Source organism: Streptomyces sp. MI02-7b (assembly GCF_033793585.1).
In the GTDB taxonomy this organism is placed as follows: Bacteria; Actinomycetota; Actinomycetes; order Streptomycetales; family Streptomycetaceae; genus Actinacidiphila.
Genome location: NZ_JARAWX010000005.1, coordinates 54,480 through 74,435 on the forward strand (window position 1 = coordinate 54,480; position 19,956 = coordinate 74,435).

17 protein-coding genes are annotated in these 19,956 nt (G+C 71.3%); 10 read left to right on the forward strand and 7 right to left on the reverse strand.

Annotated elements, in window-relative coordinates; genetic code table 11:
- Positions 1–6 precede the first annotated feature (6 nt).
- Positions 7–930 carry a pyridoxal-phosphate dependent enzyme gene (locus PV364_RS09340; protein WP_319659300.1) on the forward strand — a complete coding sequence of 308 codons (924 nt, stop codon included), beginning with the start codon at positions 7–9 and terminating at the stop codon, positions 928–930.
- Positions 920–1,873 (forward strand): fatty acid desaturase, encoded by a 954-nt coding sequence (locus tag PV364_RS09345; RefSeq protein WP_319659301.1) that lies wholly within the window; start codon positions 920–922, stop codon positions 1,871–1,873. The genes PV364_RS09340 and PV364_RS09345 overlap by 11 nt, the downstream gene beginning before the upstream one ends.
- 74 nt (positions 1,874–1,947) lie before the next feature.
- On the opposite strand, the gene PV364_RS09350 is transcribed toward PV364_RS09345, so the two are convergent.
- Positions 1,948–2,259, reverse strand: coding sequence for a hypothetical protein (locus PV364_RS09350; protein ID WP_319659302.1), 312 nt, complete (start codon positions 2,257–2,259; stop codon positions 1,948–1,950).
- A gap of 163 nt (positions 2,260–2,422) precedes the next feature.
- Positions 2,423–3,019 carry a TetR/AcrR family transcriptional regulator gene (locus PV364_RS09355; RefSeq protein WP_319659303.1) on the reverse strand — a complete coding sequence of 199 codons (597 nt, stop codon included), beginning with the start codon at positions 3,017–3,019 and terminating at the stop codon, positions 2,423–2,425.
- 136 nt (positions 3,020–3,155) lie between these two features.
- On the opposite strand from PV364_RS09355, the gene PV364_RS09360 reads away from it, so the two are divergent.
- On the forward strand, positions 3,156–4,163 hold the full coding sequence (locus PV364_RS09360; RefSeq protein WP_319659304.1) for an aldo/keto reductase: 1,008 nt from the start codon (positions 3,156–3,158) through the stop codon (positions 4,161–4,163).
- Between the two features lie 61 nt (positions 4,164–4,224).
- Here the strand turns inward: PV364_RS09360 and PV364_RS09365 are convergent, their stop codons facing one another.
- The 3 genes from PV364_RS09365 to PV364_RS09375 form a co-directional block, all read right to left on the reverse strand.
- Positions 4,225–4,758 (reverse strand): AAA family ATPase, encoded by a 534-nt coding sequence (locus PV364_RS09365; protein WP_319659305.1) that lies wholly within the window; start codon positions 4,756–4,758, stop codon positions 4,225–4,227.
- 64 nt (positions 4,759–4,822) lie between these two features.
- Positions 4,823–5,437, reverse strand: a complete 615-nt coding sequence (locus PV364_RS09370) for an FMN reductase (RefSeq protein WP_319659306.1) — start codon at positions 5,435–5,437, stop codon at positions 4,823–4,825.
- Positions 5,434–6,507, reverse strand: a complete 1,074-nt coding sequence (locus PV364_RS09375) for a CE1758 family FMN-dependent luciferase-like monooxygenase (RefSeq protein ID WP_319659307.1) — start codon at positions 6,505–6,507, stop codon at positions 5,434–5,436. The genes PV364_RS09370 and PV364_RS09375 overlap by 4 nt, the downstream gene beginning before the upstream one ends.
- Positions 6,508–6,578: 71 nt before the next feature.
- Here PV364_RS09375 and PV364_RS09380 point away from each other — a divergent pair, with 71 nt between their 5' ends.
- Positions 6,579–7,055 carry a MarR family winged helix-turn-helix transcriptional regulator gene (locus tag PV364_RS09380; protein ID WP_319659308.1) on the forward strand — a complete coding sequence of 159 codons (477 nt, stop codon included), beginning with the start codon at positions 6,579–6,581 and terminating at the stop codon, positions 7,053–7,055.
- A 50-nt stretch (positions 7,056–7,105) separates the two neighbouring features.
- Here the strand turns inward: PV364_RS09380 and PV364_RS09385 are convergent, their stop codons facing one another.
- A complete protein-coding gene (locus PV364_RS09385) occupies positions 7,106–8,386 on the reverse strand; it encodes an MFS transporter (protein WP_319659309.1) in 1,281 nt (426 codons plus the stop codon).
- Between the two features lie 269 nt (positions 8,387–8,655).
- Between PV364_RS09385 and PV364_RS09390 the strand changes: the two genes are divergently transcribed.
- From PV364_RS09390 to PV364_RS09415, 6 genes are all read left to right on the forward strand, one after another.
- Entirely contained in the window at positions 8,656–9,660 is a 1,005-nt protein-coding gene (locus PV364_RS09390) for a LacI family DNA-binding transcriptional regulator (protein ID WP_319659310.1), read from the forward strand.
- Between the two features lie 278 nt (positions 9,661–9,938).
- Positions 9,939–11,285 (forward strand): extracellular solute-binding protein, encoded by a 1,347-nt coding sequence (locus PV364_RS09395; protein WP_319659311.1) that lies wholly within the window; start codon positions 9,939–9,941, stop codon positions 11,283–11,285.
- Between the two features lie 7 nt (positions 11,286–11,292).
- On the forward strand, positions 11,293–12,240 hold the full coding sequence (locus tag PV364_RS09400) for a sugar ABC transporter permease (protein ID WP_319659312.1): 948 nt from the start codon (positions 11,293–11,295) through the stop codon (positions 12,238–12,240).
- Positions 12,237–13,094: a carbohydrate ABC transporter permease gene (locus tag PV364_RS09405; RefSeq protein ID WP_319659313.1), complete on the forward strand. Its 858-nt coding sequence runs from the start codon at positions 12,237–12,239 to the stop codon at positions 13,092–13,094. The genes PV364_RS09400 and PV364_RS09405 overlap by 4 nt, the downstream gene beginning before the upstream one ends.
- Before the next feature lie 121 nt (positions 13,095–13,215).
- On the forward strand, positions 13,216–15,954 hold the full coding sequence (locus PV364_RS09410) for a glycoside hydrolase family 38 C-terminal domain-containing protein (RefSeq protein WP_319659314.1): 2,739 nt from the start codon (positions 13,216–13,218) through the stop codon (positions 15,952–15,954).
- A gap of 115 nt (positions 15,955–16,069) precedes the next feature.
- On the forward strand, positions 16,070–19,102 hold the full coding sequence (locus PV364_RS09415) for a glycoside hydrolase family 2 TIM barrel-domain containing protein (RefSeq protein WP_319659315.1): 3,033 nt from the start codon (positions 16,070–16,072) through the stop codon (positions 19,100–19,102).
- 154 nt (positions 19,103–19,256) lie between these two features.
- On the opposite strand, the gene PV364_RS09420 is transcribed toward PV364_RS09415, so the two are convergent.
- Positions 19,257–19,862 carry a hypothetical protein gene (locus tag PV364_RS09420; RefSeq protein WP_319659316.1) on the reverse strand — a complete coding sequence of 202 codons (606 nt, stop codon included), beginning with the start codon at positions 19,860–19,862 and terminating at the stop codon, positions 19,257–19,259.
- Positions 19,863–19,956 lie beyond the last annotated feature (94 nt).

A 19,956-nucleotide genomic window follows, 5' to 3' on the forward strand; every position in this document is an offset into this window, starting at 1 on the left:
ATCGTCATGCCCACCCCCGCTCCCCCGTTGTCCGCGCCCGTGCCGTCGGACGCCTTCGGCACGCCCCTCATCGACGTATCCGCCCTCGTTCCCGGCGTCCGGGTGCTGGTCAAGGACGAGACCCGCTACGGCTCGGGAAGCCACAAGGAGCCCGCCGCCCGCGCCGTCGTGGCGCGCGCGGTCGCCGACGGCCACCGGCATGTCACCATCGCGACCTGCGGCAACTACGGCCGCGCCATGGCCGCGGCATGTCAGGTCGCCGGGGTGGAGTGCACCGTGGTGCTCCCCACCGGCTGGAGCGACGGCGGCGCGGCCATGGTCGCCGCCGGGGCCCGGGTCCACCTCGTGGACGGGTCCTACGAGGACGCCGTGGACGAGTCCCGCCGCCTCGCCGCCGCCGGGGACTGCGTCGACGGGAACGTGGACGGCCCCTACGCCGAGGCCGTGTTCGAAGGGCACGGCGTGGTCGTGTCCGCCCTCCGGGCCGAACTGGACGAGCCCCCCGCGGTGCTCTGGCTGCCCGTCGGCAACGGCACCACCGCGATCGCCGTACGCCGCCGACTCGACCTGTACGGCTGGGACACCACCGTCAACGCGGTCGGATCGGCGGGCAACAACCCCGTGCTGACCAGCTGGCCGGGCCCGTACCGCACCCTGCCCCCGGAGTCCGTCACCACCACCGACCACAACCAGCCGCTGGTCAACTGGCACGCGCTGCAGGGTGACGAGGCGATGACCGCGATCGCGGCCACCGGCGGCACCGTGCTCGGCGTGGACGACCAGGAGCTCTGCGACGCGCGCGACGCGCTGGCCGCGCACGGCGCGTTCCCCACCGCCGCCGGCGCCGTGGCCATGGCCGGCCTGCTCCGGACCGCTCGCTCCGAGGGCCTGGTCCCCGGTCTGCACGTGGTGGTGCTCAGTGGCCGTTGAGCGGCTCCTCCCGATACCGGACGGCGCTTCGCCCGCCGGCCCGGCCACGCTCTTCACCCGGCTCAGGGTGACACCCGCCGACGAGCTGGTCTTCGTCGCCAAACTGGCCCTGCTGGCCGTCCTCACCATGGGCGGGGCGATCCTGGCCCTTCAGCAGAACCCCTGGACGGCCGCCCTCGGCGTCGTCGTGCTGGCGGCCATGTTCACCCACGCCGTGGAACTGCAGCACCAGTGCCTGCACCACTCCGCGTTCCGGCGGGCGCTGCCCCACCGGCTGATCGGTGTCCCGCTGGGCCTGCCGCTGTTCGTCGTCTACAGCCACTACCGGGTGCGTCACCTCCAGCACCACCGCTTCCTCGGCACCCCGCAGGACACGGAGTTCTTCGGCTTCGACACCCGGGGACCGCTCACCCCCCGGGCCCTGCTGCGGGGACTGCTCGACTATCCGCGGCTCGGCACGGTCGCGGCGGACGTCGTCCGCGCGGCCACGGGACGCTGGAGGTACGAGTTCGGGCACGTCGCGCCCGCGATGCGGCGGCGGATCGTGGTCGAGCACGTGCTCCTGGGATGCGTCCTGGCCGGCGCGGCCGCCATGGTCGCCGCCGGGGACGGCGGGTACGTCCTCCGCCTGTGGGTACTCCCCCTGATCCTCGCGGTCCCCCTGCACTTCCTGGTCGAGCTGCCGGAACACCTGCTGTGCGACACCGAGACGACCGACGTGCTGCGCAACACCCGCTCGATCCGCGGCAGTCGGCTCAGCACGTGGTTCACCAACGGCAACAACCTGCACATCGAGCACCACGCGGCGATGACGGTGCCGGTCAACCGCCTCGGTGAACGGCACCCCGAGACCCAGGCCTTCGCCCTCCACGTCGAGCGCAGCTACGCGGACTTCTACCGCCTGCTGTGGCGCTCCCTGCGCGACCAGGGCACCCGTCCTTAGTCCGTCCGCCCCCGCGGCCGTGACCCCGGGTCCGGCCGCGGGGTGCGCGGGGGACCGAGACCCCGGCCGGCCCATCACGGCCACCCCTCCGGCCAGTGCCTCCCAGGGGATGGCGCGGACCACGGGATCCGCGGCGTCGTACGCCGGAAGGTCCGGGCCGGCAGGAACCAGACGACGATGAGGGCGGATCCGTCCAGCACGGAGTCGGGGTCACGAGCGACCACCGCGGAGTCGAAGGCCCCGATGCAGGCCACGGCGGGCACCACCGCGGCGGGACCGAACGGGCCGGGCCGGCGATCCGGGTACGCGCGGGCGGGTGGGACCAGGTGGACGGGCCTGCCGGGGTAGGCGCGTTCGGCCGCCCGCAGACGTCCCGCGATCGCCATGCCGTTGGCGCGCGCACGGACATCCCTCCAGGATCCCTCCGCAGGTCGAGGTCGGATGCGGTTCGGAGAACTCGATCGGCCGGCCGGACGAGAGGACCACACGACTCAGGGACATCCCGGCACCCTGAGGCGGGATCCGTGCCGGATCCACCGCCCCCGGACGTCAGCCGCGCCCGTCCTGCGGGCCCGGCGCGTTCGCCACCGCGTCGAGCGCGGCGTGCAGATAGGGGATCAGCCGCTCCACGTCCGGGCTGTTGAGCGCGGAGTGACCGAGGACGAGGCGGCTGAGCAGGACGCCTGAGCAGATGGCGATCAGGACCGAGGCGCGACCGACGGCGTCGTCGTCACCGGGCAGCGCCGCGGCCAGCCGGCGCTGGTAGTTGCGTTCGATGCTCTCCCGCATGATGGCCGACGCCCGGGCATTGGAGGCGGACCGCAGGGTGAGCAGCAGGCCGTCGGACGCGGCCTTGTCCGCGCCCGTCAGCAGCTCGCGGGCCGCGTCCGCGTTGTGCTCCGGCGTCATCATCAGGGACTTCTCGTAGGCGAGATCGACGACCTCGGCGAACAGTCCCTCCTTCGAGCCGAAGTAGCGGCTGATCAACCGGGTGTCCACGTCGGCCGCGCGGGCGATCTCGCGCACGCCCGCGCCGTCGTAGCCGCGCTCGGTGAACACCTCGCGGGCGGCGCGGAGGATCGCCGCCCGGGTCGCCGTGGCGTCCCTGCGGCGGACGGCGGCGGGGGGCTGGTCGTCCAAGGTCATGGTGACCAGATTACGAGGTCGCCCCGGATCGCGCGGGACCCGCACTTCACATGTCCACGCCTGTGGACTTACGATGTCCACAGGCGTGGACATACCTGTCCGCGGCACACCACGACACGAACGACGAAGGTTGCGCATGTCCATTCCCCAGCGCCCCCTCGGCTCCGGCGGTCTCACCGTCGGCGCCATCGGCTACGGAGCGATGAGCTTCGCCCGCCCCTACGGGCAGAGCGCGGAGCAGGCCACCGGCGGCACCGCCGACGCCCTGATCGGCCGGGCCGTCGAGCTCGGCGTCACCCTCATCGACACCGCCGACATCTACGCCGGCAGTGAGGAGATCATCGGCAAGGCGATCGCCGGGCGCCGCGACCAGGTGACCGTGGCGACCAAGTTCGGCATCGTCCGGCCGGTGACCGCCGAGGGCCCGCCCGTCATCAACGGGCGGCCCGAGTACGTCCGCGAGCGCATCGAGCGGTCCCTGACCGGGCTCGGCACCGACCACGTCGACCTGTACTACCAGCACCGCGTCGACCCGGACGTCCCCATCGAGGAGACCGTCGGCGCCATGGCCGAGCTCGTGGCGGAGGGCAAGGTCCGCCACCTCGGCCTGAGCGAGGCGGCCCCGGACACGATCCGCCGCGCCCACGCCGTGCACCCGATCAGCGCGGTCCAGACCGAGTGGTCGCTGTGGTCGCGCGACATCGAGCACGAGGTCTTCCCGCTCTGCCGCGAACTGGGCATCGGCGTCGTCCCGTACAGCCCGCTCGGCCGCGGCATGCTCACCGGACGGATCACCTCGCGCGAGGACCTGCCCGCCGACGACTACCGCCGCAAGATGCCCCGCTTCTCCCAGGAGGCCTTCGACGCGAATCTCGCGGCCGTCGAGACCGTGCGCGAGATCGCCGGGGCCCATGACGCCGCCCCCGGCCAGATCGCCCTGGCATGGCTCCTCGCCAAGGCCCCCGGAGTGGTCCCGATCCCCGGCACCCTGCACGTCTCCCGCCTGGAGGAGAACACCGCGGCTGCCGGACTCACGCTCACCGGGCAGGAGATCGCCCGCCTCGACGCACTCCCGGTCACCGGCGAGCGCGAGACCGAGATGGGCCACAACTGGTCGTACGGCGTCACCCCTCCCCGGAGCTGACGCCGCTCCCCCCCGCCTCCGGTCCGGGCCGCCGCCCGGGGCCCGGACCGTGACCCGCCCGTCAGGGCTCGAGCGCGGGAAGGCCGGCCAGGCCGCTGTCGAGCATGACGCGCTCGACGGTGGCGTCCAGGGCACTGCCGGCGTCGACGACGGTCTCGACGCCGCCCGGCAGGAGGTCGAGCGGCCGGTACCAGGACCGCAGCATGTCCGGCGGCACGTCGGCGGCGATCGGCTTGGTGGCGTGCCGGACGAGCGTCTCCTCGAACGGGACGTCGAAGTAGTAGCCGTGGGTCGGGCCACGGTGGTCGTCGCGGAGCCGGGCGAGCATCGCGCCGTAGTGGTGGGCGTAGAGGATGCCTTCGAGGACGACGTGGTACCCGGCGTCCAGGGCATAACGGGCCGTCAGATCGATCAGCCCGATGTTCGCCGCGCCGGGCCGGTCGCGGTCGCGCAGGACGACCCGGCGCAGGTTGTCCTGCCCGACCAGGGCAACGCCACGCCCGAACCTCTCCCGGATGCCGGCCGCGACGCTCGACTTCCCCGAGGCGCTGTTGCCGCGCAGGATCACGAGCCGGGTCTCTTCGGTGCCCACCATCACGGCGGTCACGCTACCGGCAGGCGCCGGCACCTCCCGCAAGAGCGCGCCGGTCCGGGCGGGTTCACCCTCCCTGGAGCATCCGGTCGAACGGCGTCGGGTCGTCGTACGGGTCGGTGACGGCCGGGCCGTCCCGCCGGTCCACCTCGCGCGCGAGTTCCCCGGCCGCCCGCGCGATCCGGTCCGCCAGCGACGCCTGGCCGGCGTCCCCGCCGCCCCAGTCCTCCGGCGCGGCGAAGACGCCGGTGGGCACGGCCACCGCGTGCAGGTACGCGAACATCGGGCGCAGCGCGTGCTCCAGGATCAGCGAGTGCCGTCCGGTGCCGCCGGTGGCGGCGACCAGCACCGGCGTGTCCGTCAGCGCCGTGTCGTCGAGGCAGTCGAAGAACATCTTGAACAGCCCGTTGTACGAACCGGTGAAGGTGGGCGTCACGGCGATCACCCCGTCCGCGCGCGCGACGGTGCCGAGCACCGCCTCCAGTTCCGGCGCCGGGTAGCCGGCCAGCAGGTGGTTGACCAGGTCGTGCGCGTGGTCGCGCACCTCGATGACGGTGATGTCGGTCTCGGCGCCGAGCCGTTCCAGCTCGCGCCGGGCGGCCTCGGCGAGCCGGTCGGCCAGCAGGCGGGTCGAGGAGGGCAGCCGCAGCCCGGCGGTCACGACGGCGAGGCGGCGTGTCATCGTGCCTCCGCGGTGAGGGTCGCGTGGGTCGGGGCGTCCGGGACGTGGGCGGGGCGGCCGACGGCGAACTCCTTGCGCAGCACCGGCACGATCTCGCCCAGCGTCTCGATCTGCTGGAGCACGGTCTTGCGGGGTACGCCGATGCCGTCCACGACGAACAGCTGGCGCTGGTAGTCGCCCACGGCGGCGTCACGGAAGGCCAGCACGCGGTCGATCACCTCCTGCGGGCTCCCGACGAGAACGGCGGTCCGGGCCGTCGTCTCCTCCAGCGACGGACCGTTCCCGTACGCCTGGGAGTTGTCGAAGTAGGGCCGGAACTCGCGCACGGCGTCCTGCGAGTTCTTCCGGACGAACAGGTGCGCGGCGAGGCCGACGATCGCCTGGTCGGCCGCGCCGTGCCCGTAGTGCTCGAACCGGCGCCGGTAGAGGCCCACCAGCCGCTGGACGTGCTCCTTGGGCCAGAAGAGGTTGTTGTGGAAGAAGCCGTCGCCGTAGTACGCGGCCTGCTCGGCGATCTCCGGGCTGCGGATCGAGGCGTGCCAGACGAACGGCGGGGTGCCGTCCAGCGGGCGGGGCGTCGAGGTGAACGACTGCAAGGGGGTGCGGAACCTGCCCTCCCAGTCGACGACGTCCTCCCGCCAGAGCCGGCGCAGCAGCGCGTAGTTCTCCACCGCGAGCGCGATGCCGTCGCGGATGTCCTGGCCGAACCAGGGGTAGACGGGCCCGGTGTTCCCGCGGCCCATCATCAGGTCGAGCCGGCCGTCCGCGAGGTGCTGGAGCATCGCGTAGTCCTCGGCGATCTTCACCGGGTCGTTCGTGGTGATCAGCGTGGTCGACGTGGACAGCACGATGCGTTCCGTCCGCGCCGCGACGTATCCGAGCAGCGTGGTGGGCGAGGACGGAACGAACGGCGGATTGTGGTGCTCGCCCATCGCGAAGACGTCCAGCCCCACGTCCTCCGCGAGCTTCGCGTACTCGACCACGGCCTTGATCCGCTCGTGCTCCGAGGGCGTCCGCCCGGACACGGGGTCGCGGGCCACGTCCCCCACACCGAAGATCCCGAACTGCATCTCACACCTCACATTATTTGCTGCGCAAAGCAAGCATAGAGCGTCCTTTGCCGGTCAAGTAAAATGGCGTTATGTCACAGGTCACACCGCCACCGGCGTCGCCCCCTCGAGGGCAGCAACCGCTCACCCCGGACGAAGAAGCCCTCGTACGGTCCCTCGCCCGGGTCATCTACGCCCTGCCGCGCGCCCTGGACACGGACCTGGTCCGCGAGCAGCGGATGCCGCTGATCGAGTACCTGACCTTGATGCACCTGTCCGAGGCTCCCGGCCGGCAGCTGCGGATGAGCGATCTCGCCGGCGTCTGCGAGCTGTCGCTCAGCGGCATGACACGCGTCGTGCAGCGGCTGGAGAAGCAGGGGATCGTGCAGCGGATCAGGTCCGAGCAGGACGCCCGCGGCTGGAACGCGGTCCTCACCGACTCCGGCTTCACGCGCCTGACCGAGGCCTGGCCGACCAACCTGGCCTCCGTGCGCCGGCACTTCCTCGACCACCTGGACGGACTCGACATCAAGGTGCTCGCCGCGGCCCTGGAGAACGTCGCGACCTGAGCGGGAGGGGTGCGCCCCACGGCCGCACCCCTCCCGCCCCGGCCCCGGCCTCAGCCGGCCGCGCCCGCGGCCTCGGCGGCGGCGCCCGGTCCGGTCCGTGCGATCGACCCCGCCCGCGGCGCCTGCCGGACGGCCCGGTTGGCCGTGGTGAGGACGGCCAGGGCGAGCAGCCAGGCCCCGCAGAGCCAGACCAGGGGCTTGGCCCCCACCGCGGCGATCAGCACGCCGCCCGCGAGCGTGCCGAGCGACAGGGCCCCCGTGGTCAGCGTCGCGACCGCACTGGTCGTCCGGCCCCGCAACCCGTCGGGAGTGATGGCCAGCTGATGGGCCGTCATGGCCACGGTGTACACCGGGGCCACCAGCGACTCGGCGGCCGCGACCACCGCCAGCAGCATCGGGTGGGGGGCCAGCGCGTACAGCGGGAACATCAGCGCCTCCAGCCACAGCATCACGATGGCGATCCGGCCGAGCGGGAATCGCCGCGTCACCCGGTCCGCCACCAGCGCCCCCGCCATCGCGCCGACGGCCGCGCCGCCGAAGACGACGCCGATCCACACCGGCGACGAGCCCAACTGCTGGGCCAGGGTGATGATCAGCAGGTATCCGGCGCCGTAACGCACCTTGTCGGCGGCCGACACCAAGGTGAGGAACCGGATGACAGGCCGGCGCCAGAGCCAGCCGAGCCCCTCCCGGATCTCCGAGGTGAGCCGGGCCGCCGGCCGCGTGTCCTGCCGGTCCGCCTGGAAGCGGACGCGCATCAGACGCAGCGACGCGGCGGACACCGCGAAGGACACCGCGTTGACGGCGAACGGCACGGTCCGTCCGGCGGCGTAGAGCGCACCGGCGAGCGGTGCCCCGAAGACGCCGACCGCGCCGACCGCGGACTGCTGCAGGCCCAGGGCGGTGGACAACTGCCGGGGATCGACCACGTTGGGCAGCGCCGCGGTGCTCGCGACCTGGAAGAGCGTGCTCAGGACACCGGTCAGCAGGGCCGTGGCGTACAGCTGGGGCATCGCCAGCCGGTCCAGCCACAGCGCGACGGCGACGCCGGCCGTGAGCACGGTCCGGCCGAGTTCGCACACGATCATCGTGCGCCTGCGGTCCCACCGGTCGGCGAGGGCGCCCGCGACCAGCCCGAACGCGAGGAAGGAGAGGGTGCCGAGGCCGAGGACGAAGCCGGCCTGGGCCGCCGACCCGGTGAGGGCCAGCACGATCAGCGGCAGTGCCATGAAGTGGGCCTGGTCGCCGACGGCGGATATCAGCTGGCCGCTCAGCAGCAGGGAGAAGTCCCGGTTCCGAAGCAGGCCGGGACCACGAAGGGTGTTGATCATCACTACGCTCCGTAACAGCTCTAGGACACAAGGGTGGCGTCGAAGCTGGTGTCCGAGCTAGGAGACACGGGGCGGCATGACCATGCGCGCGACCGTACCGAAGGCCCGAGCACGGGCGCAACGGAATTCACCGCGCGTGGCGAACGCGGGCCCCAAGCGCCCTGAGACCCAGGTCACGCCCCCGAGCGCGGATCGCCTCGCCGCGCGCGGGACAGGCATACTCGGGCCCTGCGGGAGCATCGGCACCCGCTGTCAGCGGGAGGTGCGCGATGGTGTCGTCGTCGGGGACGGAGCCGCGGAGGGTCACGATCCATGACGTCGCCCGGTCCGCCGGGGTGTCGCGGCAGACCGTGTCGCGGGCACTGAACGACAAGGACGAGATCGAGGGTTCCACCAAGCAGCGTGTGCTCGACGCCGCCCGCGAGCTCGGCTACCGGCCGAGCCGGTTCGCCCGGGGGCTGGTGCGGCAGGACACCACGACCATCGGCCTGGTGATCCCGGACCTGCTCAACCCGTTCTTCACCGAGGTCGCCGCCGCGGCGCTGGAGGCGGCGCGCGCCCGGGGCTGGCACGTCGTGGTCTACGACACGGCCGACCGCCCCGAGGAGGAACTCGGCACACTGCAGGTGATCGGGTCGCAGGTGGACGCGGTGGTCGGCTACTTCAGCTGCGCCGAGGACACCCTGGAGCGGTTCACCCGCGGCGTCCCGGTGGTGCTGATCGGCCGTGAGCACCACACGGCGCGGTTCAGCTCGATCCGGATCGACGGCGAGCGGGGCGTCCACGCCGCGGTCGCGCACCTGGTCGCCAAGGGGCACGCACGGATCGGCATGCTCGACCACGGCGGCCGGGCCGAGCCGAGCATCCGCCGTGACTGGTTCACCGCGGCCGCGGCGGCGTACGGGGTCGACGCCGGCACGGTGGTCGGCGCCGACCAGTCGGCCGACGGCGGCGGAGCGGCGCTCAGGACCCTGCTGGCGGCCCACCCGGACGTCACCGCGGTCTTCACCTTCAACGACATCATCGCGATCGGCGCCCTGCGCGAGGCACGCCGGCTGGGCAGGAGCGTGCCGGGCGAGTTCGCGGTGATCGGCTTCGACGGGCTTCAGCTCGGCGCGCTCGTCGAGCCTCCGCTCTCGAGTGTCGCGCTCGACACACGCAGACTCGGGGCGCTCGCCATCGACCAGGCCGCACGGTTGCTGACCGGCGCCGAACCGCTCGACGCGGACGCCCTGGTGGTCCGGGCCGAACTGCGGCTGGGCGGGTCCGCGTAACCTCCAGGACACATGTGTGACCGAATGTCTTGACACTCGACCGCGCCGGAGCGCACACTCTCGAACAATTCAGAACGTTCCCGTGAGCGTTCACGTGAACGCTCACGGGAGCGCTCACGAGAATCGAATGCTTGACTTGCTGATTTCCGCCACGGCGCCCGGCAGTTGCACCGCCGGCACCGTCGCGACCTGTCCCTTCCAGCCAGAAGGCATCCCGCCTGAGGTGTCAACGTCGACCCGCCTAGCGTCGTCGCTAGTCGTTCTCTGGTAAGGAAATAATGAGCACCACAGTCACGCGCATCCGCCTCGCGGCCATCGCCGCCGTCGCCGCGACCGCCAGCGTCGCCGTACTCGCCGGGTGTTCTTCGTCGCCCGACACCAAGGCCGATGCGGCCGCGGGCTCCTGTGAGCCGGCGAAGGGCAAGGTCACCCTCCAGTACTGGAACACCGTTCCGGGCATGGACCAGGTCGTCGCCCTCTGGAACAAGAAGAACCCGGACATCCAGGTTCAGATGAAGAACATCTCCAACGACCAGTACGGCACGATCGGCAACGCCCTCAAGGCGGGCAAGGCGCCGGAGCTGGCCCAGGTCGGCTACGACGAACTGCCCTTCCTGCGCACCCAGAACGCCTTCGTGGACGTCTCGGCCTGCAAGGACGCCACGGCCGCGAAGTCGAAGTTCGTGCCGTGGACCTGGTCGCAGACCAGTTTCGGTGACACCGGCGTGTTCGCCTTCCCGCAGGACACCGGTCCGATGGCCCTCTACGTGCGCAGCGACATCTTCAAGCAGCACAACATCGCGATACCTAAGACCTGGGACGAGTACGCCGCGGACGCCGAGAAGCTGCACAAGGCGGACCCCGACCTCAGCATGACGTTCTTCGACCCGAACAACGCCGAGTGGTTCAACGGGCTGCTCTGGCAGAACAACGCCGAGATGTACTCGTACGCCGGCGACAAGTGGCACGTCACCGTCGCGTCCGACCAGAGCAAGCAGGTCGCCGACTACTGGCAGAAGCTGATCGACGACAAGGCCGTCCGCACCGACCTCGCGCACGGTTCGACGCAGATGTACGCCGCGTACCAGAAGAACCAGATCGCCACCTACGTGGGCGCCGCCTGGGGCTACAGCATGTTCCGCGACAACCTGCCCAAGCAGTCAGGCAAGTGGTCGATCGTCCCGATGCCGACCTGGGGCTCGAACCCCGCGTCCGGCGACTGGGGCGGCTCCACCGTCGCGTTCATGAAGGGCAACACGCACCTGTACGAGTCGGTCAAGTTCAACGACTGGCTGAACACCGACCCCGAGGCGCTCGCGCTGGAGAACAAGCTCGGCGGCCTGTACCCGGCGGCCACCGCCGGCGCGCAGCTGCCCGCGCTCTCGGAGGGTGTGCCGTACTACAACAACGAGAAGATCTTCGACGTCTTCGCCGAGTCGTCCAAGAACATCGACACCAAGTTCTCCTGGGGTCCGACCCAGAAGACGGTGAACCTGGCGCTCCAGGACACGCTGGCCAAGGCGGCGGCCGGTGACGGCAAGCTCACCGACGCGCTCGACGCCGCCCAGGCGGCCGCGCTGAAGTCGATGAAGGATCAGGCGATCCCGGCTGTCGCGGGCAAGTGACCGCGGCATGACTGATATCGCGACCCGCGCGACGCGCGTGGTGGCGGCCGGAGGGGGCCGTCGTCGTCTCAACGGCGGCGGCCCCCGCGCGGGCACCATCATCGCGTTCCTCACCCCGTTCTTCCTCCCGTTCGTGCTCTTCTACCTGGTGCCGGTCGGCTACGCGGTCTGGCAGAGCTTCCTGGTCGTGCGCCGCACCGGGGGCCAGTACGGCACGTCGTACACGACCTTCGGCGGCTTCGAGCAGTACGTGCAGGTCTTCCAGAACACGGAGTTCTGGAACAGCATCGGGCGCATCGGGCTCTTCGGCGTCGTGCAGGTGCCGGTCATGCTCTTCGTCGCCCTGATCATGGCTCTGCTGCTCGACACCCCACTGCTGAAGCTCAAGTCGTTCTTCCGCATCACGGCGTTCATGCCGTACGCGGTGCCCGGCGTCATCGCCGCGATCATGTGGTCGTACCTGTACTCCCCACAGCTCAGCCCGCTCGTGGACGCGCTGAAGGGCATCGGCCTGCAGCCCGACTTCCTCGGCCCGGGCGCGGTGCTGTGGTCGGCGGCGAACGTCTCCACCTGGCTGTGGACCGGCTACAACATGCTGATCATGTACTCGGCACTGCAGTCGATCCCGCAGGAGCTCTACGAGGCCGCCAAGCTCGACGGCGCGAGCAACTGGGCGATCGCGTGGAAGATCAAGGTCCCGATCATCGCCCCGTCGATCATCCTGACCACGGTCTTCTCCATCATCGGCACCCTGCAGCTCTACGCGGAGCCGGCCGTGCTGCGTCAGATCTCGTCCAACATCTCCAGCACGTACACGCCGAACATGCTCGCCTACGCGGTGGCCTCCGGGAACAACTACCAGCAGGCTGCGGCGATCTCCGTGGTCATCGCCGTCATCACCTTCGTGTTGAGCTTCGGGTTCATGCGACTCACCTCGAAGAAGGCGGGACTGTGAGCAACCAGACCCTGATCCGCGAGAGCCGCGTCAGCCGCACGGCCGTCATGGCGTTGATGTTCCTCCTGGCGATCTACTTCCTGCTGCCGATCTACTTCCTGATCGTCGCGGCGACCAAACCGCAGGGCGACCTCGCCTCCACCAACGGACTGGCGTTCTCGCACTTCGACCTGTTCAGCAACCTGGGCACCCTGTTCAGCCGCAGCGACGGCATCTTCGGCCGGTGGGCCCTGAACAGCGTCATCTACGCGGTGCTGGGCGCGGCCGTCGGCACCCTGATCTCCGCACTGTGCGGCTACGCGCTCGCCAAGTTCAGGTTCAGAGGCCGCGAGTTCCTGTTCTCCGTCATTCTGGGCGGCGTCCTCGTTCCCACCACGGCGCTCGCGCTCCCGCTGTTCCTGCTCTTCTCGGCGACCGGGATCGTGAACACCTACCTCGCGGTGTTCCTGCCCAGCATCGTGAGCCCGTTCGGCGTCTACCTGGCCCGTATCTTCACCGCCGCCGCCGTCCCCGAGGAGATCCTCGAGTCGGCGCGCCTGGACGGCGCGGGAGAGTTCCGCACGTTCTTCTCGGTGGCGATCAAGCTGATGGCGCCGTCGCTGGTGACCATCTTCCTGTTCCAGTTCGTGGCCATCTGGAACAACTTCTTCCTGCCCATGGTGATGCTGCAGAAGGAGTCGCTCTTCCCGATCACCCTCGGCCTCTACGAGTGGAACGGTCAGACCGCCCGCGCCCCTCTGCTGCAGGAATCCGTGATCACCGGCTCACTGGTCTCGATCGTGCCCGTGATCATCGTGTTCATCCTGCTCCAGCGGTTCTGGCGCACCGGGCTCGCCTCCGGCTCGCTGAAGTAATTCGCGGCGCAGCTCCGGGGAATCGCCCGGTGTTCCTGCCGTTCCCGCTATTCCCGCTGTTCCCGCTGTTCCTGCTGTTCCTGCTTTTCCTGCCACCCCGCAACAGAAGGTCCCCCGCGCTATGCAGAACTCCGCCGACTCTGCCGTTTTTGTACCCCATTTCCACTGGGACCGGGAATGGTATGAGCCCTTCCAGGTGTTCCGGCACCGGCTGGTCGCCGCTCTCGACACCGTGCTGGAGACGGCCGAATCGAACCCGGACTTCCGGTTCACCGTCGACGGGCAGATGGCCGCGATCGAGGACTACCTGGAGATGCGGCCGGAGAACCGCGACCGGGTCAAGGCCCTGGTCGCCGACGGCCGGCTCGCCATCGGGCCGTGGCTGATCCTGCTCGACGAGTTCCTCTGCTCCGGCGAGACCATCGTGCGCAACCTGCAGATGGGCTGGGCGGCGGCGGCCGAGCTCGGCGGCTCCATGCCGATCGGCTACCTGCCGGACATGTTCGGCCACGTCGCGCAGATGCCGCAGATCCTGGCGCGCGCGGGAATCGAGCACGCGGCGCTGTGGCGCGGTGTCCCCGGCTCCGTCGACGGCCACGCCTTCCGCTGGCGCGCGCCCGACGGCTCCGAGGTGCGCACCGAGTTCCTGTTCGACGGCTACGACAACGGCCTGGACGTCCTGCTGGTGCCCGACCAGATCAGGCGCGCGCTCGGCGAGTACGCGGAGATGACTGCCGGGCGCTGGGGCAACGACCCGGTGCTCGCGATGGCCGGCACCGACCACAACGCCCCCGACCCGCAGTTGGCGGCCTGGCTGCGGCGCGCCTCCAGCGACGAGCGCGCGATCACCATCGCGACGCTCGACGAGTACATCCGCGAGCACGTGCGCGACGAGGTCTCCGCCGTCGTCACCGGTGAGCTGCGCAGCCACGTGCGGGGCAACATCCTGCCGGGCGTGCTCTCCGTACGGCTCGCGCTCAAGCAGCGGATGGCCGTCGCCGAGCGCACCGTCGAACACGCCGAGCGGGTGAACGCCCTGTGGTCCGGGCGGGACGACTCGCCGTTCCTCACGCTCGCCTGGCACAAGATCATCGAGTCCTCCGCGCACGACTCGGTCGTCGGCTCCGGCACCGACGAGACCTCCGACCAGGTCGAGGCGCGTCTGGCCGAGGCCGCACAGGCCGCGCGCGCGGTGCGGGACGCGGCCCTGGCCGAGCCCGCCGCCCTGGTGCCGAGCGACGGCTACCTGGTGGCCAACCCGCTGCCGTTCCCGCGCACCGCCCTCGCCGAGGTGGATGTCGTGGCCCCGCCCGAGGGCACCCATCTGGTCGCGACCGCCGCCGACGGCTCGGCGCACCCCGTGCAGCTGATCTCCCAAGCTCCGACGGTGCTCAGCGACGAGCGCATGGACGCCTCGCAGCTCGAGCGGGTGCTGCGCCGCATCCACCGCCGCGAGCTCTTCGGCCGGCTGATCGACCACTACGAACTCACCCCGGGTTCGCTGGTCTTCCACCTCGCCGAGGTCCCTGCCAGCGGGCCGTTCGACCTGCTGATCCTGCGCCGGGAGGTCGCCGCCGCGGCCGCCGCGCACCCCGGTGAGTGGCGGGTGCTCACGCTGGAGGAGGCCCGCGCGACGGCACTCGTGCCCGTGCGGGTGCCCGCCTCCGGGCTGGCCGGTTTCCGTGTCGCGCCGAGCGAGCGCACCGCGCCGCGGTCGACGGCGTACGCCCCCGCGACCGCCACGGACCGCACCCTGTCGAACGGCCTGGTCGAGGTGGCGGTCGCCGCCGACGGCACCCTGGACGTGACCGGGGCCGACGGCACCGTGCTGCACGGGGTCGGGCGCCTCGTCGACGGCGGTGACCGCGGCGACAGCTACAACTACGCTCCCCCGGCCCAGGACGTGCTCGTCTCCGAGCCGGCGGACGTCACCGCCGAACTCCTCGAGGACGGCCCGCTGCGTTCGAGGATCCGCGTCACCCGCGTCTACGAGTGGCCCGCCGAGCTCTCCTCGGAGCGCGACATCCGCAGCGCGCGGACCGTTCCGACCCCGGTCGAGACGCTGGTGGAGGTGCGCGCGGGCGAGCCGTTCGTGCGCGTCTCGACGTCCTTCCTGAACCAGTCCGCCGACCACCGCCTGCGCTTCCACGTTCCGCTGCCGCAGCCGGCCACCACCTCCGCCTCCGCCGGGCAGTTCGCCGTCACCGAGCGCGGGCTCACTTCCGAGGGCGGTTGGGGCGAGTATCCGATCCCGACCTTCCCCGCGACCGAGTTCGTGTCGGCCGGGGCCGCCACCGTCCTGCTCGACCACTCCAGCGAGTACGAACTCGTCGGTGACGGCTCCGAACTCGCCATCACCCTGCTGCGCGCGATCGGCTCGATCAGCGTCAACATCCACCCGCTGCGCGACGAGCCCGCGGCGAGCGAGATCCCGGTACCGGGCGCGCAGGACCTCGGTGTGCGCATCGAGAACCGCTTCGCCGTCGTGCCCTCGGCGACCGGCTGGCGGGGCGCCCACGCGGTGGCGCTCGCCGAGGAGTTCCGCAACGACGTGCTGGTCGCCCGGGGCACCGCGCCCGCCGGGGGCCAGCTGCCCCCCGACGCCACCGGACTGCGGGTCGAGGGGACGGACGTCCTCGTCTCCGGCATCCGCCGTGTCACCGGCGACGAGCGCGGTGCCGGCACCGAGGTGCGCCTGGTGGCCATGAGCGACACGGCGGCGACCGCGCGCGTGACCGGCACCTTCACCGAAGCCACCACGGTCGACCTGCTCGGCCGGCCGCTGTCCACGACGCGGGCCGAGGGCGAGCTCGAACTCCCCCTCGGCCCCTGGGAGATCCGGACGGTCGTGGTCCGGTAGCGGCCTCCTCCGCACCACGCCGGGTGACCGGGGCCACCGGGCCCCTGTCACCCGGGGTCGGCGCACCCCCTCCGGCGTCCGGATCGTTCTGTGAGCAAGAAAGAGTTGTGACCTCGTGCCCTCCCCCATTTCCGCGTACGTCACGGACACCGCGCCAGGGCGTGGAACGCTGCGCCCGGCGCGCTCGTGGCTGCACTCCGACGCCCCCTCTCTGTCGCTGAACGGGACGTGGCGTTTCCACCTGTCGCCGACGGTGCCCGCGGCGGAGGACTTCGCGGCCGAAGGCTTCGACGACGGCGGCTGGGACAGCATCCCCGTGCCCTCCCACTGGGTGCTCCAGGGCGACGGAGCCCACGGCCGGCCCATCTACACCAACGTGCAGTACCCCTTCCCGATCGACCCGCCCCACGTCCCCGACGAGAACCCCACCGGCGACTACCGCCGCCACTTCGAGGTCCCCGCCGACTGGTCACGGGCCGAGCGCGTCGTCCTGCGCTTCGACGGTGTCGAATCGCTCTTCAAGGTGTGGGTGAACGGCCAGGAGATCGGCGGCGCGAGCGGCAGCCGGCTGGCCCACGAGTTCGACGTGACCTCGTCCGTGCGCCCTGGCGACAACGTCATCGCCGTGCGCGTGCACCAGTGGTCGGCCGCCAGCTACGTCGAGGACCAGGACCAGTGGTGGCTGCCGGGCATCTTCCGTGACGTCACCGTCCTCGCCCGCCCGGCCGGCGGCATCGAGGACGTGTGGCTGCGCACCGGGTTCGACGGTGGACGCGGCCGGGTCGAGACCGAGATCACCGCCGAGGCGGCGGCGTTCCCGGTCACCCTGCGCGTCCCCGAACTCGGCGTCGAGAAGGTCTGGGCCTCGGCGGCCGACGTGGCACGGTTCGGCATCGACGACGTGGAGCCCTGGTCGGCCGAGCAGCCGCGCCTGTACGACGTGACCGTGTCGACGGCCGCGGAGACCATCGCCCTGCGCGTGGGCTTCCGCACCGTCGAGATCCGCGGCGACCGGTTCCTGGTCAACGGCCGCCGCGTCGTCTTCCACGGGATGAACCGCCACGAGACGCACCCCGAGCGCGGCCGCGTCTTCGACGAGGCGCACGCCCGCGAGGACCTGGCCCGCATGAAGCGGTTCAACGTGAACGCGATCCGCACCAGCCACTACCCGCCGCACCCGCGGCTGCTCGACCTCGCCGACGAACTCGGCTTCTGGGTCGTCCTCGAATGCGACCTGGAGACGCACGGCTTCGACAAACTCGGCTGGGTGGGCAACCCCAGTGACGACCCGGCGTGGCGTGCGGCCTACCTCGACCGCATCGAGCGCACCGTCGAACGGGACAAGAACCACCCCAGCGTCGTCATGTGGTCGCTGGGCAACGAAGCGGGGACCGGCTCCAACCTCGCCGCGATGTCCGCGTGGGTCCACGCCCGCGACCCCGAGCGGCCGGTGCACTACGAGGGCGACCACGCCGGCGAGTACACCGACGTCTACTCGCGCATGTACGCCACGGTGCCCGAGACCGAGCAGATCGGCACCGACGGTTCGCAGGCTCCGCTGCTCAACTGCACCCCCGCGCAGGGAGCCCGGCAGCGCACCAAGCCGTTCCTGCTCTGCGAGTACGCGCACGCGATGGGCAACGGCCCCGGAGCGCTCGACCAGTACGAGGAGCTGGTGCACCGGCACCCGCGGCTGCACGGCGGCTTCGTCTGGGAGTGGCGTGACCACGGCGTCCTGACGAAGACCCCGGACGGTACGCCCTACTACGCGTACGGCGGCGACTTCGGCGAGGTCGTGCACGACGGCAACTTCGTCATGGACGGCATGCTGCTCAGCGACGACGTCCCGACACCCGGCCTGCACGAGTACAAGGCCGTCGTGCAGCCGGTCCGCTTCACCTTCGACGGGCTCGACGGGCTCGGTGGGCTCGGTGGGCTCGAGGGCATCGACCCGCTCGACAACGACCACGTCGCGATCACCAACCTGCGGCACTCGGCCGACACTTCCGACCTGCGCTTCCGCTGGCGCGTCGAGCACGACGGGACGCTCGTGGACTCCGGGGAGCTGGACGTGCCGGTCGTCGCGGCGGGCGAGTCGGCGCGTGTGCCGCTGCCGGCGATCGCGGTGGCGCGGGACGCGGAGACCTGGCTCACGATCGACGCGGAACTGGCGGCCAAGACCGACTGGGCGCCCGAGGGGCATGTCATCGCGACCGCCCAGCTGGACCGTTCGGCACCGCGTCCCGCGCCCGCCGTTCGGCCGCGAGCCGACTGGCGGCCGGGCGACGGAACCCTGACGCTCGGTGTCGCGGAGTTCGAGGGCGGGTCCCTCGTACGCCTCGCGGGCCGCGACGTGGTGGGCCCGCGGCTGGAGCTGTTCCGTGCTCCCACCGACAACGACGAGGGCACGTCCGGGGAGAACGAGGAGAGCGACAGCACTGTCGCCGGCATCTCCCACGCCGAGCTGTGGCGTCGTGACGGCCTGGACCGGCTGACCTCGCGGCTGGTGTCCGTGGAGCACGCCGACGGGGCGCTGCGCACCGTCGCCACGGTCTCGGCGGCGGACTCCGCGCTGTCGGTGACGGTGGAGACCGTCTGGACGCTCGAGGGCGGAGAGCTCGATCTGCGTGTGGAGATCGAGCCCTCACGCGGCTGGTCGACGGTGTGGCCGCGGATCGGGATCCGTCTCGACCTGCCCGACGGCACGGCTCCCGTCGACGGCGCCGAGTGGTTCGGCCTCGGTCCGCTGGAGTCCTACCCCGACAGCATGCGCGCGGCACGCACCGGGCGTTTCTCCGCCACTGTTCGCGACCTGTCCGTCGACTACGCGCGGCCGCAGGAGACGGGGCACCGTTCCCAGGTGCGGGAGCTGACGCTGTCGAGCGGCGGCACCGGGGTCCTGCGCATCACGGCGGTCCCGGACGCGCGCGGTCGCCGGCCCGGCTTCACGCTCAGCCGCCACACCCCGCAGCAGGTCGCACGGGCCGCGCACCCCTTCGAGCTGCCGGATTCGACGACCAGTCACCTGTTCGTCGACGCGGCACAGCACGGCCTGGGTTCACGGGCCTGCGGGCCCGACGTATGGCCCGACTTCGCGCTCCGGCCCGAATCCCGCACGATCAGGCTGCGCATCGCGGCAGGTGCGTGACCGAGCCTGAGCGACGAGGGGCGCCCGCGCGGAACGGGCGCCCCTCGTCGTTCCACGACCGGCAACCGTGCGGAGCGGGGATGCGCCGGGTCGCACCGGCCACCGTCCACGAGTGCGGCGGCCCGGACTCAAGGTCGTCGCCCACGGGTCGCGGTCACGCCCGGCGCGAGGCTTTATGGCTGTTCGGTTGCCGGAGCAGTTTGGTGATTTCCTCGACATTGACGAGGTTCTGCGCGCGATCCACGGGCGCGCCATGAAATCGCGGACGACTTCGTACTTCGACCGTCGACAAAGGACCGGCCGAACGGACTGTGACTCTTATCACCTGCGCGTAGCCCTCTCCATCATGGGCCTTGCGCACTGCCGAGACCCGCCCCGAACCGGGGTACTCCGCGAGGAAGCGCACACCTTCGAGCCCTTCGAGGACCTTGTGTACGGCCCCGGCCGCGTAGGCGCTGCCGCCCCGCACCGACACGGTCCGCACCTGGCGCGGTGAGACGTTCGCGGGCGTCACCTCGTAACCGAGATCACGCACCCGCCGGACCTGGACGAAGAATCCGGCGCCCACATGGAGCGACAGGAACCCGGCGAAGACGATGCCGAAGGCCAAGCCCGCCGCCATCAGGTTCCCCCCAGGGGACCGCCCCGGGGAGCCCTCGGTCACGGCGGTGAAGCAGACGATGAGCGCCGTGATGAGCAGGGCGTGCACGGCGGCGTACACCGTCGAGTGGAGCAGAACGAAACGTACGGCCTTCTTCACGACTCTCTTTTGTGCTGCGCTAGGAGTGAGAGGGCACGGCCGGTGGCCGCGCCCCCACGGCGGAGCCCACCACCGACCGGATCGACCGAGCCTA

Excerpts from the sequence above, each read along its gene's own strand:
- PV364_RS09340 (WP_319659300.1), top strand. The coding sequence starts at position 7 with ATGCCCACCCCCGCTCCCCCGTTGTCCGCGCCCGTGCCGTCGGACGCC.
- PV364_RS09355 (WP_319659303.1), bottom strand. The coding sequence starts at position 3,019 with ATGACCTTGGACGACCAGCCCCCCGCCGCCGTCCGCCGCAGGGACGCC.
- PV364_RS09410 (WP_319659314.1), top strand. The coding sequence starts at position 13,216 with ATGCAGAACTCCGCCGACTCTGCCGTTTTTGTACCCCATTTCCACTGG.
- PV364_RS09380 (WP_319659308.1), top strand. The coding sequence starts at position 6,579 with ATGTCACAGGTCACACCGCCACCGGCGTCGCCCCCTCGAGGGCAGCAA.
- PV364_RS09375 (WP_319659307.1), bottom strand. The coding sequence starts at position 6,507 with ATGCAGTTCGGGATCTTCGGTGTGGGGGACGTGGCCCGCGACCCCGTG.
- PV364_RS09370 (WP_319659306.1), bottom strand. The coding sequence starts at position 5,437 with ATGACACGCCGCCTCGCCGTCGTGACCGCCGGGCTGCGGCTGCCCTCC.
- PV364_RS09350 (WP_319659302.1), bottom strand. The coding sequence starts at position 2,259 with ATGGCGATCGCGGGACGTCTGCGGGCGGCCGAACGCGCCTACCCCGGC.
- PV364_RS09390 (WP_319659310.1), top strand. The coding sequence starts at position 8,656 with ATGGTGTCGTCGTCGGGGACGGAGCCGCGGAGGGTCACGATCCATGAC.
- PV364_RS09395 (WP_319659311.1), top strand. The coding sequence starts at position 9,939 with ATGAGCACCACAGTCACGCGCATCCGCCTCGCGGCCATCGCCGCCGTC.
- PV364_RS09400 (WP_319659312.1), top strand. The coding sequence starts at position 11,293 with ATGACTGATATCGCGACCCGCGCGACGCGCGTGGTGGCGGCCGGAGGG.
- PV364_RS09360 (WP_319659304.1), top strand. The coding sequence starts at position 3,156 with ATGTCCATTCCCCAGCGCCCCCTCGGCTCCGGCGGTCTCACCGTCGGC.
- PV364_RS09365 (WP_319659305.1), bottom strand. The coding sequence starts at position 4,758 with ATGGTGGGCACCGAAGAGACCCGGCTCGTGATCCTGCGCGGCAACAGC.
- PV364_RS09385 (WP_319659309.1), bottom strand. The coding sequence starts at position 8,386 with ATGATCAACACCCTTCGTGGTCCCGGCCTGCTTCGGAACCGGGACTTC.